This window comes from Lactobacillus sp. UBA5813 (assembly GCF_002417895.1).
GTDB classification, from domain to species: Bacteria; Bacillota; Bacilli; order Lactobacillales; family Lactobacillaceae; genus Lactobacillus; species Lactobacillus amylolyticus.
In genome coordinates this window covers 1-13,619 of the sequence record NZ_DICZ01000017.1, presented here as the reverse complement: position 1 = coordinate 13,619, position 13,619 = coordinate 1, and the positions used below count along the sequence as shown (strand labels likewise).

Genomic DNA, 13,619 nt, shown 5'->3' with positions numbered 1-13,619 from the left:
GGGAGATAAGATGTTGATTGCACCGTCAATTCTGAATGCAAATAATTTAACGCTAAAAGATGAAATCGAAAGAGCGACGAATGCAGGGATTACCCGTTTTCATATTGATATCATGGATGGTCATTTTGTCCCGAATCTGTCTTTTGGCCCGCAATTAGTTAGTGATTTTAAAACTGAATTTCCGATTACTGAAGCTGAAATTCACTTGATGAGTAATAACCCAAAGGTCTTGATCCCAGCTTTAGTAAAGGCCGGTGCAGATCTGCTTGAGTTTCATTATGAAGCAATGCAGCCAAATGAAGTGAAGTATTGGCTGGATTATCTCAAATCAAATGGGGTTAAAGCTGGTTTAGTTTTGAATCCTGATACGCCAGTTTCAGTTGTAGAACAATTTAAGAATCAAATTGATCAGCTTTTGTTAATGACGGTTCATCCTGGCTTTGGCGGACAGAAGTTTTTGGAAAATTCAGCTTCCCGTATTAAAGAGGCAAGAGAATTGGTGGGCAAGGACATTGCAATTGAAGTCGATGGTGGCATTAATCAGCAAACTGCTAGAATTGCCAAGGACGCTGGTGCCAATGTCTTTGTAGCGGGCTCTTATCTTTTTGAAAAAGGCGATATTGCCAGTCAGATTGCCAAATTAACGCAAAGTCTATCATGAGAGCATACGCACTTTTAGGTGGCCCTGAAAATGTATGGCCTGCTGATATTCAAAAGCGATTAAATAAAGAAAAAAAGGTAGGCTCTTTGCTCATCGGTGTTGATCGGGGCAGTTTGCTGCTGGAAGAGATGGGATTGGTTCCAGATTTGGCAATCGGTGATTTTGACTCTTTAAGACCCGAAGAATTATCAAAAATTGAAGCAAACGTACATGATATTCGCTATTCAAATCCTGTAAAAGATTTGACAGATTCAGAATTGATGATCAGGGCGGCTTTTATTGATTATCACGTCGATCAGTTGACAATTTTAGGAGCAACGGGAGGCCGCATTGATCATTTCTTGGTCAATTTATTTATGCTGCTCAACCCAGCAGTCAGGTGTTATGCTGAAAAAATTTCTCTAGTTGATTATCAGAACAAAATTATCTTTCTGGATCATGGTCAGCATCTTGTTCAGCAGCAAGGTGAGTACCCATATTTTGGCGTCGCTTGTTTAGAAAAAACAGAAAATTTGAATATTTTGGATGCTCGTTATGAATTGCATGGATTTTCGACAGCATATCCCCGCATTTTTGCCTCAAACGAATTTAAAAAAGGAAACAATCGGTTTCACCTAAATTTATCTTCTGGAATGGCTGCAGTAATTTTTTCAAAAGATATTAATCGATTTCATAACATTTATGACGAGAACGTGTAAAATATAGCTAACTACTATTTTCTAATTCAAGAAAGGATTATTAGGTTATGAAATACACTGATTTTGAAAAGCAAGTAGCAAGTTTTAAAAAATGACCGTTACGAAGCTCGTCTTGACCGTGCAAAGAGAAATGTTGAAGATTACATGCACAAGAATTGTGTTCACATTTTCGATAAAAAGAAAAAGAAGGATGTTGCAGCAGTGCACGGTAGTGCAAGAGGGGTTGTTTTCCAAGATTTGGGATTGCCAACCAAATTAAGTGAAATGATCAATGCCTATGCTTACACTCCACTTGATGAAAGAATGGCTAATGAAATTCCTGACGATGACAAGCATCACAATATTGCTCGTTAATGAAAAAAGAGATGCATAAAAATGCATCTCTTTTTAATTTGCTTCAAGATAAAAAAATAAGCTTATCAGATCACTGATCCAATAGGCTTGAATGGTTATTAGGCACGAGTTACTTTACCAGACTTCAAAGTCTTAGTTGAAACCCAAACGCGCTTTGGCTTACCGTCAACAAGAATACGAACTCTTTGAAGGTTTGGCTTCCATGCACGACGAGCTGATCTCTTTGAGTGGGAACGTTTGTTACCAAAAGTAGTCTTCTTACCTGTTACAAAATCTTTTGCCATTTGCTAAACCTCCTTTAGCTATGTTTTCATACTTAAATAAGATAGCATATTGTGAGCGTCAATTCAACTCCGAAAGTATTTTTTAATAAATTGATTTACTAAGCGTTTAACATTTTACTATGATAAAATAAATACGTATATTAAGACAATAATAAAGATGGAGGAAGAAAATGGCTGTTAAGATCAAAACAAAAGATGGTTTGATTGATATTTCAAACGGAGTGATTGCAACTGTTGTTGGTAGTGCAGCTACCTCTAATTACGGCGTTGTAGGAATGGCTTCAAAGAACGCCATTCGTGACGGCTTTGACGGTATTCTTAATCGGGCTAACTATAAACGCGGTGTTGTTGTCAAGTCAGAAGATAATGAAATCACCGTTGATGTTTACATCATTGTTGGCTATGGCTTGAAGATTTCAGAAGTTAGTCGCAATGTTCAAGATAGTGTTAAATATAATTTGAAGAATCAACTTGGTTTTGACACTAAAGCAGTTAATGTCATCGTGCAAAGCGTTAAGGTACTTGACGAGTAACGCAAGCGGAGGTTATGAATTTTGGTTTTAAAAGAAATAGATAGTACACAATTTAGAGATATGGTTCGCGTGGCCACTCATCGACTGGGTAAAAATGCGGAATTTGTTAACTCATTGAACGTATTCCCAGTTCCAGATGGTGACACGGGTACCAACATGAATTTGACTATTGAAAGTGGAGCAAAAGCTGTCAGCGAAAATCCAAGTACCAATGTTAGTGATTTAACCGAAAGCTTAGCCAAGGGGATGCTGATGGGAGCTCGTGGCAATAGTGGAGTTATTACTTCACAACTATTTAGAGGCTTCTATAAAGCTACTCAAGGCATGAAAACTCTTAATGCACAAGAATTATCCAATGCTTTCACCAATGGTGTTACAACCGCTTATAAAGCAGTTATGAAGCCAGTGGAAGGTACTATTTTGACAGTTGCTCGCGTAGCAGCAGAAGAAGGTGCTACTAAGGCTAACGATACCGATGATGTTGAAGAAGTAATGAAGGCTGTTGTAGAAGGTGCTAAAAAGGCATTAAAGACTACCCCAGATTTGCTTCCAATTTTGAAACAAGTTGGCGTTGTCGATTCAGGTGGTCAAGGGTTGCTCTTTATTTATGAAGGATTCCTTGAAGGAATTTTGGGCGAAAACTTTGCTGACCAATATCAACCAGATGCAGGCGAAATGGACGAAATGATTAACGCCATGCACCATCGATCTGTTCAAAGTCAATTGGCTACGCAAGATATCAAGAACGGCTATTGTACAGAAATCATGGTTGATTTAACTGCTGATGTTCCTAATAAGAAGCCATTTGACTTAGACGAATTCAGAAAGCATTTATCAGGTATTGGTGATTCCTTGCTAGCTGTTTCTGATGGTGACGTTGCCAAGGTTCACGTTCATACTGAACATCCAGGTGAAGTTTTCCAATATGGAAGTCAATTCGGTCAACTCGGCAAAATCAAGATTGATAACATGAGAATTCAACATGAAACCATTGTTGAAGGCGATGAAGATAAGCAAGAAAGCGTAGACTTTGCTGTTATTGCCGTAGCTTCTGGTAATGGTATTCGCAAGCTCTTTGAAAGTGAAGGCGTTAACCGGATTATCTCTGGTGGACAAACAATGAATCCATCAACAGCTGATATTATCGATGCCATTAAGAAATCCGGCGCTAAGCAAGCAATTGTTCTGCCAAACAACGGCAATATTATTATGGCTGCTAAGCAAGCTGCAGAAGTTAGCGATATTCCAGTTGGCATTGTTCCAACTAAAACGATTTCACAAGGTTTAACTGCCATGCTTTCATTTGATCCTGATGCTTCAGTTGATGATAATGTTGAAGCAATGACTGAAAATTTGGATACAGTTGTTTCCGGTGAAGTAACCCAAGCAAACCGTGATACTACTATTAATGATGTAGAAATTCATAAGAATGATTACTTAGGTATCGTTGATGGCGACATTAAGATCGATAATGCTGATTTAATCAAGGCAACTACTGAAACGGTCGAAAAGATGCTTGATGACGACACTGAAATTATCACAATTATGTACGGTCGTGATGCTAACAAGGAACAAGCTGAAAAAGTAGTATCAGCTTTGAAGGCCGAACATGATGATCTTGAATTTGAAATTCACGATGGTGGTCAACCAGTTTATAATTTCTTGATTTCAGCTGAATAATTAATATGAATGAAAATGCATTATTTGCTCCAGTAACAGATATAAAGGGTGTTGGAACAAAGACTGCAGCAAATTTAGGGAGCTTAGGTATCTATAGCATTTATGATTTGCTATTTTACTTTCCTTTTCGTTATGACGAATTGCAGACTTTACCGCTTGATCAAATCATGGATGGTCAGAAGGTATTGTTAAAAGGAATTGTAGCAACTGAGCCTTTTTTGAGCCGCTTTGGCTACAAAAAGAGCCGTCTAAGCTTCAAATTAAGGATTGACCATGATATTGTCATGGTCAATTTTTTTAACCAGCCATGGCTTAAAAACAAGGTCGAGATTGGCAAAGAAGTTGCTGTATATGGCAAATATAATGTTGCTCGGCAGTCTTTATCAGCTTTCAAGTTTGTTGCTGAAAAGGAAAATGATAGTGGAATGGCGCCGATTTATCCGGTAAATAAGCATGTCCGTCAAAAGAAGCTGGTGGATTTAATCAATTTGGCGATTGATAATTTTCTTGATCAGGTTGAAAATGTAGTGCCAAAAAGGATTCGGCAGAAATATCGTTTGCTCAGTGATCAAGAAATTATTCAAAAGATGCACCATCCTAAAAATGGCAATGAGGTACAACTTGCTAAACGTAGTGCGATTTTCCGTGAATTCTTTATTTTTCAGATGCAGCTGGCACTTTTGACCAGCCAAAGCAACGAACATAATACCGGTGAAGCCAAGAAGTATGATTTAAAGGCAATTGCCAAGTTAACGGCTTCCTTGCCATTTGAGTTGTCGGCTGATCAAAAGCAGGCCGTGAATGAAATCTATGCTGATCTGTTTCAAAAACGTCAGATGCGGCGTCTTTTGCAAGGGGATGTTGGCTCGGGCAAAACGGTCGTCGCTGTTTATGCTATTTTTGCCGCAATTACGGCTGGTTATCAGGCAGCATTGATGGTACCGACTGAAATTTTAGCAACGCAGCACTTTAATAAAATCGATCAGCTGCTCAGACCATTAGGCGTAAGAGTTGCACTTTTAACGGGCAACACTAAAACATTGGAGCGACGTGAAATTTACCGTGAACTGACTGATGGCACAATTAACGTTGTCATTGGTACTCACGCCTTAATTCAGAAAAACGTCATTTTTAAGAATTTAGGGTTAGTCATTATCGACGAACAGCACCGCTTTGGCGTTGGGCAGCGGCAAGCTTTGATTAACAAAGGCGAATGTCCTGATATTTTGGCAATGACGGCAACGCCAATTCCGCGCACGCTTGCTCTAACTGTTTATGGGGAAATGTCCGTTTCCGAAATACGTCACTTGCCAGCTGGGCGGAAACCAATAATCTCTAGTTGGCAAACAAGCAGTCAAATGGATAGCGTTTATCGCTTGATGCGCGAGCAATTAGCGGCCGGTTTTCAAATTTATGCAGTAACGCCGCTGATCTCTGAATCTGAGACCTTGGATTTAAAAAATGCTGAAGAATTGCACCAAAAGCTCAGTCATGATTTTCCAGATCAAAACGTCGTCTTACTGCATGGTCAGATGCCAGGACCAAAAAAAAATAAAATTATGGCTGACTTTGTTGCGGGTGAAATTGATATTCTTGTTACAACTAGTGTCATTGAAGTTGGTGTCGATGTGGCTAATGCCAATATGATGGTAATTTATAATGCCGATCGTTTCGGCTTAAGTCAGCTTCACCAATTAAGAGGCCGAATTGGCCGTGGTCAGACGCAGAGCTATTGCGTTTTTGTGGCAGATCCAAAGACTGATTCTGGCAAAGCTAGAATGAAAATCATTGCTTCAACTAATGATGGCTTTAAACTAGCTGAAGAAGACCTTAAAATGCGCGGCGAAGGAGATCTGTTTGGCAAGGCTCAATCTGGTTTGCCTGAATTTAGAGTCGGCAATGTTGTTAATAACTACCAAACTTTAGTCGTCGCGCAAAAAGAAGCTAAAGCGCTAGTTCAAGCAGATCCAAAATTGACGGCCGCAGATCATCAAACATTAAAAGAAATTTTGCATTATAAAGACTTAGAACAAAATCGAGTTTAGGAAAGACGTGATTAATTAATGAAGAGAATTGCAATCGATGCTATGGGTGGCGAGAATGCGCCTAAGGCGATTATTGATGCCATTATTAAAGTTAGACCTGAAATGCCTGATACTAAATTTATTTTATTTGGCGATAAGGAAAAGATTCGGCAGACTCTGCCAGCTGATCAAATTAATGATCAATTAGAAGTTGTGCCGACTAGTCAAATGATTAACGATGAAGATGAACCAGTTAAGGCCATCCGTACCAAAAAAGACTCTTCAATGGTTGTCGCTGCTAGATATGTTAAAGAAGGAAAAGCTGATGCATTGTTCTCAATGGGCAACACTGGTGCGCTTTTAGCTTGCGGCATCTTTATCATTGGCCGAATTAAAGGTATTGCTCGTCCAGGTCTTATGCCAACCTTGCCAGTACAAAATTCTGATAAGGGCTATAACTTAATCGATATTGGTGCCAATGCCCAAACTAAGCCTGAATATATTTTGCAATGGGCTGAAATGGCAGCTTTTTATGCTGAAAAAATTCGTGGCATTGTACATCCTCGCGTTGCTTTGCTCAATAATGGTGCTGAAAGCGATAAGGGCGATAGCGTCCACCAAGAGGCCTATAAGTTGCTGCAGGATAGTGATTTGAACTTCATTGGCAATATTGAAGGCAACGAATTAATGACCGGCAAGACGGACGTTGCCGCGATGGATGGCTTTTCCGGCAATATTGCTTTAAAGAGTATTGAAGGCATGGCAAGCGTTCTGCTTCATTCATTAAAGGATAGTTTGCTAAATAATGGCTTAGTCACTAAGCTCGGTGCTTTAATGATTAAAAATGCCGTTTATGATTTAAAGAATAAATATGATACGGCGCGCTACGGTGGAGCAGTTTTGATGGGCGTAAACGCTCCAGTAGTCAAAACGCATGGTCGGTCAAATGAGCGTCCCATCTATTATACTTTGAAGCAAATTGGTAAGATATTAGATGAAAATTTAATTGGCGAAATTAAAGAAAAGTTTAGTCAAAAATAATTGTAAAAAATAAGCAAAAAATTAGAAAGCGTGTTAAAAATGACAGAAGAAGAAATTTTTAATAAGATTAAAGACTTAATTACCGACAATTTTGAAATTGATCCGGCTAAGATCACGAAAAATACTAGTTTTACTGAAGATTTAGACGCCGACTCAATTGATTTGGTTGAATTTATCTTGCAGCTTGAAGATGAATTTGGCTCTGAAATTCCTGATGAAGATGCAGAAAAGATTAAAACTGTGGGTGACGCTGTAGCCTACATAAAAGCGCATCAAGCTTAATATTTTGAAAATATTTTTTGAAAAAAAGCCGTTCTGGATTTGCATCAGAATGGCTTTGCGTTTATAATTAAAAAATAAATCAAAGAATTTAAGTACCTTTTAATAAAAGTACCGATTGAGATGGAGGAATGACCTTTGGAGAAGCAGAGCGATCTCTTATTAGATATTCAGCACCTGCACACGGCATACCGTCTGCAAGGTAAGTTTTATGATGCGGCTGACGATATCAACTTAACTTTAAAACGTAATGAAATTTTGGCCATTGTTGGTGAATCAGGCTGCGGTAAAAGCACAATTGCTTCAAGTATTATTGGCTTGTATGACCATAAGAATACACGAGTAACCGGGGACATTCTTTATAATGAATTAAACTTGGTTGGCTTGAACGAGCAGCTTTTTAATAAAATTCGTGGTGACAATATCGGTATTATCTTCCAGGACCCATTAGCCAGTTTGAATCCGTTAATGCGTGTTGGTGACCAAGTTGCTGAAACTCTTTACTACCACACTGATATGAATCAAAAAGCTCGTCATGCACGGGTTATTGAATTGTTTAATCAAGTAGGAATGCCAAAACCTGAAGAAATGTACACAATGTACCCACATGAATTATCAGGTGGTTTGCGTCAGCGTGTAGTTATTGCGATGGCAATTGCATGTAAGCCAGAAATCATTATTGCAGATGAACCAACTACTGCTTTGGATGTTACTATTCAGGCTCAAATTTTGGACTTGCTTGAAGATATTCAAAAGCAATCTGAATCTGGAATTATTTTGATTACGCACGACTTGGGCGTTGTTGCAGAAACTGCTGATGAAGTTGCAGTTATGTACGCTGGTCAAATCGTTGAAAAAGCGGATGTTAAGACTATTTTTGAACACCCGCTTCACCCATATACCCGTTCACTTTTGAATTCAATGCCACAAAATGACGATGAATCAAAAGATTTACAGGTAATTCACGGAACTGTTCCATCATTAAAGAACATGCCGCGTGAAGGTGACCGTTTTGCAGCAAGAATTCCTTGGATTTCGGCCAGTGCTCATGAACAAAATCCACAAGTTCATGAAGTAGAACCAGGGCACTGGGTAAGATGTACCTGCTGGAAGACATTCCACTTCGAAAATGAAAATACAAAGCAGGTAAGTGGGGAGTAACATATGGCAAAAGAAATAATTTCAATTAATGATTTAAAAGTTTACTACCCAATTCGTTCTGGGTTCTGGAACAGAATTACCGATTACGTTCGTGCCGTTGATGGAATTAACTTTTCAATCAATGAAGGTGAAACTTATGGTTTGATCGGTGAATCTGGTTCAGGTAAGTCAACAACTGGTAAAGCAATCGTTGGGGTTGAAAAAGTCACATCTGGTTCCATTATGTATAAGGGTATGGATGTTACTAAAGCCCGCAACAGAAAGAAATTGGATTACAACAAGGATGTTCAAATGATTTTCCAGGATTCAATGTCAAGTTTGAACCCAAGAAAGAGAATCGAAGATATCATTGCTGAACCGATCAGAAACTTTGAAAATTTGACCACTGATCAAGAACGTGATCGTGTTCAAGAATTGCTTGATATCGTTGGGATGCCAAGTGATGCGATTTATAAATATCCACACGAATTCTCTGGTGGTCAGCGTCAGAGAATTGGGGTTGCCCGTGCGGTAGCAACTAATCCAAAATTGATTGTAGCCGATGAACCAACTTCAGCTTTGGACTTGTCAGTTCAAGCTCAGGTTTTGAACTTCATGAAGCATATTCAACAACAATATAATATTGCTTACCTCTTCATTTCTCACGACTTGGGTGTTGTTAAGCACATGTCAGAAAACTTGGCTATTATGCACCGTGGTCGTTTAGTTGAAATTGGTAGTAGAGAAGAAATCTACAAGCACCCAGTTCATATTTATACTAAGCGTCTTCTTTCAGCTATTCCTCAAGTAGATGTTGAACACCGTGAAGAACACAAGAAGCACCGCGAAGAAGTTGAAAAAGAATTCCAAGAAGACCAAAGCAAATGGTACGACAAAGGTGGTCGGGTATTCCCATTACAGAAAATTGCTCCTGATCACTGGGTTGCACTTCCAGAAGATGAAGCTGTACAAGCTAAAATTAAAGAGCAACAAGAAAAGGAGAGTGATTAAGCATGTGGAAGACCATTTTACGTCGTTTACTGATCATGATTCCACAGGTAATCATCTTGAGTATGATGGTATTCCTTTTAGCTAAGATGATGCCAGGTGACCCATTTACCGGTTCAATTAACCCTAACACTGACCCAAAGCAAATTTGGGCTTTGAAGAAAGCTGCTGGTTTATTTGATCCATGGTATGTTCAATACGGAAGATGGGTTGGCAACTTATTCCACGGCAATTTAGGTACAAGTTATATTCAACACGTTCCGGTAACTTCATTAATTGCTGACCGTGCCGTGAATACTTTCTGGTTATCACTTTTAACCACGATTTTGACTTATGCAATTGCTATTCCTATGGGTATTACCGCTGGTCGTCACCAAGATGAATGGCAAGATACTGCAGTTCAAATCTTTAACTACATTACGTTTGCGATCCCTGGATTCGTATTCTACATCTTAGGTTTATGGTTATTCGGCTTCACTTTGGGCTGGTTCCCAATTTCTGGTTCTGTTTCTGCTAGTGCCTCTGGTTTCTGGGGTGTACTTGGTAGTCGTCTTTACCACATGATTTTGCCGGCAATTTTATATGCCTTGATTACTACGACTGGCACTGTTCAATACTTGAGAACTGGTATTGTTGATAACAAGGTTGAAGATTACGTAAGGACTGCTCGTAGTAAGGGTGTTCCTGAAAATGTTGTTTTCCATAAGCACATTTTGAGAAACTCACTCCTTCCAATTGCTGCCTTCTTAGGTAACACTATTACTGGACTTCTTAGTGGTTCAATGATTATTGAATCTGTCTTCAGTTATCCTGGTATGGGTAAATTGTTCCTTGATTCAATTTCACAACGTGACTACACGACTTTAACTGCCTTGATTCTTATCTTTGGTATTTTAACTTTAACTGGTAACTTGCTTTCGGATATCATCATGAGCATTATTGACCCACGTATCAGAATTCAATAAAAGGGAAGGAGAGTATTATGGCTAATAAAAAAGAAAATAAGAAGAATACTGTTAAAAACGATAAGCCAAAGGCCTCTCTTCCACCATCTGGTATGAAGGTCATTTTCCGCGAAATTGTTAAAGACAAGACAGCTTTAGTAGCCGCCATTATTATCATTTTGATTTTGTTGTTCACATTTGGTGGCTCATTATTCTTGAACAAAGAACAAGTAACTGAAATTAATATTGCTGATGCTTACTATGGTTGGGGCGAAGCAGGACACTTGCTTGGTACTGACGATGGTGGACGTGATATTCTTAAGTTATTGATCATGGGTGGTCGTAACTCCATCATGATTGGTCTTTCAGTTACCGTTATTACTGAAATTGTTGGTTTAATTGTTGGGTTGGTTTCTGGTTACTATGGTGGAGCAATCGACTTAATAATCATGAGAATCGTTGACTTCGTTCAGATTTTGCCACAATTGCCAATTATCATTGTTTTGACTACTGTTATTCCAAATTACAACGCCGTAACTCTGGTTTGGTTGATCGCAATGTTCGGCTGGACAACAACGGCACGTTATTACCGGTCATTCATTCTTTCACAACGTGAAAGAGATTATGTTTTGGCCTCAAAGACATCTGGTTCTTCCAACCTGCAAATTATGTTCAGAGAAGTTTTGCCAAACATTACTTCAATGATCATCATCGATGTTGTTTTAACTGTTGCTGGTAACATTGGTATTGAAACATCACTTTCCTTCTTAGGTTATGGTTTGCCAACAACTACTCCATCACTTGGTACTTTGATTGGATTTGCTGATGACCCAGTTAACGTTACTACACGTCCATGGCTATGGCTTCCAGCCACTGTCTTGCTTTTGGTAATTTCCTTGAGCATCAACTATGTTGGTCGTGCTTTGCAACGTGCGGGTGACGCAAGACAACGTGAAGATTAAGATTAATAATAAAAAGATTAAAAAGCCTTTATCCCTTGAGATATGTAGTGACCCCCGAAATTCGGACACGGATTTCGGGGGTTTTTCTACGTAAAGTCAAGTATCATTAGGTACTTGGCTTTTTTTTTACCTTGATTTTTATCTTTTAGTATTTGAGGGGCAATTTATTTAAGAATTAAATCTATGACAAATAAGCCTATTAATTATGCTTTTCTTTAATAGGCTGGAGTATAATGTCTCTAGATCAATTAATTACGGCAAAAGTCTTTTTGGTTATGTGTGGCTACGCTGTAATCATATAATTGGTCGTTTTGGATCAGGGCATATATGGTTCTGATCAGTTTATGAATTGAAGCAATAGCGATTTTCTTGAATCCTTTGGTTTGAGAAGATCGCTTTTTGCTTTCATAATAGTCGGCAATATGGCATGGGTTGGTTTTAGCTGCATTGTCTATCTGTCCAATGGCCCGATAGAGAATCTTTCTGGCTACGGCATTGCCATGCTTAGTAATACTTAAGCTTGAATCCATTTCACCTGACTGGTATCTTCCCGGATCAATACCGATAAACGCATTAATCTTATTGGGATTACTGAATCTGCGCATATCGCCTAACTCTGCTAACACTCTGACTGCAGTAGTTTGAGCAAATCCAGGAATGCTTTCAAGTATTTCAAGATCTCTATTTGGCAGCTTTTTAGCTAAAGCTGTCATTTGATCGATTATCCTTTCCCTCTGACTGCTTAATACGAGCAGACGATCTGCATAATACTTAGCTTGGGTTGTTTCAACGCTACCATTTTCGACAACAGGATAGCTTTTATGAGCCAATTCTAAAAGTTTCTTGGCAGTTTTTTGTGCGTGCTTGTTGCCAAAGCCTTTTAACGTAAGCAGCCAGCGAACAATCTGCTCCTTGTCAGATTCAAGAATACTTTCGCAATGTGGATATTGCTTAATTATCTGCCAATAATTATTGCCTTTAGAATTACTAAATAAAGTCTCAATTTCAGGAAAAGTCGACTGCAGTGCCTGGTGAAGACGATTCTTAGCCATTATCAAATCTGAGGTTAATTGATCATAGAACCTGCTTAAAGCATTGAGCTGATGATATTCTTCAGCCTGCAATTGATTAACTGGATGATGATAAAGTTTTTGAATTAGTGCTAAGTGATAAGCATCATTGCGGTCAGTCTTGTTGTGGCGTAATCCCTGATCCATTTCTTTCTTGGCCTTTAACGGATTAAGAATGATATAATCGTAGCCATAATCTTCAAGAAAGGTCTGTAGTCTGCGCGAATAAACGCCGGTTGCTTCAAAGATAATTTGTGGATGAATGGCAAATACATGCAATTCTTTTAATAGCTGCAAGAAGCCTGGCCGATCATTGGTAATCTCAAACTCATTCTTGCTTTCACCGATTAATTCACACACTGTTGAAGCAGACTTGCTTACATCAATACCGAATACAACTTTCATCATTAGCCTCCCAATCCAGCAGTAAAAAATTTTTGCTTAAGAACTCGGATCTAATTTTCTAAACTCGACATCTAGGTGCCCACATTCTTCGAAGAGATTGCCAAATTCCTATGCAAAACTGCCAGTTTATTATACGACATCACGTGTCTAAACCCCCGAAGGCATATTGTTTTACTGCTATCTCAATTCTACAAGAGAATAAAAATAGTGAATCAATTATCCCGTCGGATAATCAATTCACTATTTAGCTTAGAATGTTTACTATGTATAAATTATCTAAACAAGATAAAATTCATATTTTTAAAGAATGGACTTTAGAAGAGAAACGCGGAACCTATTTAGGTAAAAAATATGGAGTAAGAAAAGAAATTATAAACTATTTGGTAAAAAATATGGAGTAAGAAAAGAAATTATAAACTATTTGGTAAAACTGATTAAAATTCATGGCTTTTCCATTCTTGATAAGCCTCATACTTATTACTCCAAGGAATATAAAGAACGTGCAATCAAAAGAGTTCTTTTCGGAGACGAAGCAA

15 protein-coding genes are annotated in these 13,619 nt (G+C 38.5%); 13 read left to right on the top strand and 2 right to left on the bottom strand.

Annotation, left to right across the window (positions count from 1 at the left end):
* The first annotated feature begins 10 nt into the window (after window positions 1–10).
* The 3 genes from rpe (at window position 11) to B2008_RS03120 (ending at window position 1,713) form a co-directional block, all read left to right on the top strand.
* A complete protein-coding gene (gene rpe, locus B2008_RS03130) occupies window positions 11–661 on the top strand; it encodes a ribulose-phosphate 3-epimerase (RefSeq protein ID WP_281829791.1) in 651 nt (216 codons plus the stop codon).
* Window positions 658–1,359, top strand: a complete 702-nt coding sequence (locus B2008_RS03125; protein WP_281829792.1) for a thiamine diphosphokinase — start codon at window positions 658–660, stop codon at window positions 1,357–1,359. The genes rpe and B2008_RS03125 overlap by 4 nt, the downstream gene beginning before the upstream one ends.
* A 144-nt stretch (window positions 1,360–1,503) precedes the next feature.
* Entirely contained in the window at window positions 1,504–1,713 is a 210-nt protein-coding gene (locus B2008_RS03120; protein WP_281829793.1) for a hypothetical protein, read from the top strand.
* A 98-nt stretch (window positions 1,714–1,811) separates the two neighbouring features.
* Here the strand turns inward: B2008_RS03120 and rpmB are convergent, their stop codons facing one another.
* Window positions 1,812–1,997: a 50S ribosomal protein L28 gene (gene rpmB / locus B2008_RS03115; protein WP_006351512.1), complete on the bottom strand. Its 186-nt coding sequence runs from the start codon at window positions 1,995–1,997 to the stop codon at window positions 1,812–1,814.
* 170 nt (window positions 1,998–2,167) lie between these two features.
* Between rpmB and B2008_RS03110 the strand changes: the two genes are divergently transcribed.
* The 9 genes from B2008_RS03110 (at window position 2,168) to B2008_RS03070 (ending at window position 11,608) form a co-directional block, all read left to right on the top strand.
* The gene (locus tag B2008_RS03110; protein ID WP_080881286.1) at window positions 2,168–2,530 is read left to right on the top strand and encodes an Asp23/Gls24 family envelope stress response protein; all 363 of its coding nucleotides are present in this window, start codon (window positions 2,168–2,170) and stop codon (window positions 2,528–2,530) included.
* A gap of 21 nt (window positions 2,531–2,551) precedes the next feature.
* A complete protein-coding gene (locus B2008_RS03105) occupies window positions 2,552–4,210 on the top strand; it encodes a DAK2 domain-containing protein (RefSeq protein WP_281829794.1) in 1,659 nt (552 codons plus the stop codon).
* 5 nt (window positions 4,211–4,215) lie between these two features.
* Window positions 4,216–6,255 carry an ATP-dependent DNA helicase RecG gene (gene recG, locus B2008_RS03100; RefSeq protein ID WP_281829795.1) on the top strand — a complete coding sequence of 680 codons (2,040 nt, stop codon included), beginning with the start codon at window positions 4,216–4,218 and terminating at the stop codon, window positions 6,253–6,255.
* 18 nt (window positions 6,256–6,273) lie between these two features.
* A complete protein-coding gene (gene plsX, locus B2008_RS03095; RefSeq protein WP_281829796.1) occupies window positions 6,274–7,275 on the top strand; it encodes a phosphate acyltransferase PlsX in 1,002 nt (333 codons plus the stop codon).
* 39 nt (window positions 7,276–7,314) lie between these two features.
* Window positions 7,315–7,557, top strand: coding sequence for an acyl carrier protein (gene acpP / locus B2008_RS03090; protein ID WP_040456874.1), 243 nt, complete (start codon window positions 7,315–7,317; stop codon window positions 7,555–7,557).
* A 135-nt stretch (window positions 7,558–7,692) separates the two neighbouring features.
* The gene (locus B2008_RS03085; RefSeq protein WP_281829797.1) at window positions 7,693–8,715 is read left to right on the top strand and encodes an ABC transporter ATP-binding protein; all 1,023 of its coding nucleotides are present in this window, start codon (window positions 7,693–7,695) and stop codon (window positions 8,713–8,715) included.
* A gap of 3 nt (window positions 8,716–8,718) precedes the next feature.
* Window positions 8,719–9,705 carry an ATP-binding cassette domain-containing protein gene (locus B2008_RS03080; protein ID WP_281829798.1) on the top strand — a complete coding sequence of 329 codons (987 nt, stop codon included), beginning with the start codon at window positions 8,719–8,721 and terminating at the stop codon, window positions 9,703–9,705.
* Between the two features lie 2 nt (window positions 9,706–9,707).
* Window positions 9,708–10,667 carry an oligopeptide ABC transporter permease gene (gene opp4B, locus B2008_RS03075; RefSeq protein ID WP_281829799.1) on the top strand — a complete coding sequence of 320 codons (960 nt, stop codon included), beginning with the start codon at window positions 9,708–9,710 and terminating at the stop codon, window positions 10,665–10,667.
* A 17-nt stretch (window positions 10,668–10,684) separates the two neighbouring features.
* The gene (locus tag B2008_RS03070) at window positions 10,685–11,608 is read left to right on the top strand and encodes an ABC transporter permease (RefSeq protein WP_281829800.1); all 924 of its coding nucleotides are present in this window, start codon (window positions 10,685–10,687) and stop codon (window positions 11,606–11,608) included.
* A 248-nt stretch (window positions 11,609–11,856) separates the two neighbouring features.
* Here the strand turns inward: B2008_RS03070 and B2008_RS03065 are convergent, their stop codons facing one another.
* Complete coding sequence (locus tag B2008_RS03065) at window positions 11,857–13,086, bottom strand: IS110 family transposase (protein ID WP_281829801.1); 1,230 nt, start codon at window positions 13,084–13,086, stop codon at window positions 11,857–11,859.
* Between the two features lie 260 nt (window positions 13,087–13,346).
* Here B2008_RS03065 and B2008_RS03060 point away from each other — a divergent pair, with 260 nt between their 5' ends.
* Window positions 13,347–13,484, top strand: a complete 138-nt coding sequence (locus B2008_RS03060) for a hypothetical protein (protein ID WP_286822291.1) — start codon at window positions 13,347–13,349, stop codon at window positions 13,482–13,484.
* Window positions 13,485–13,619: the final 135 nt, after the last annotated feature.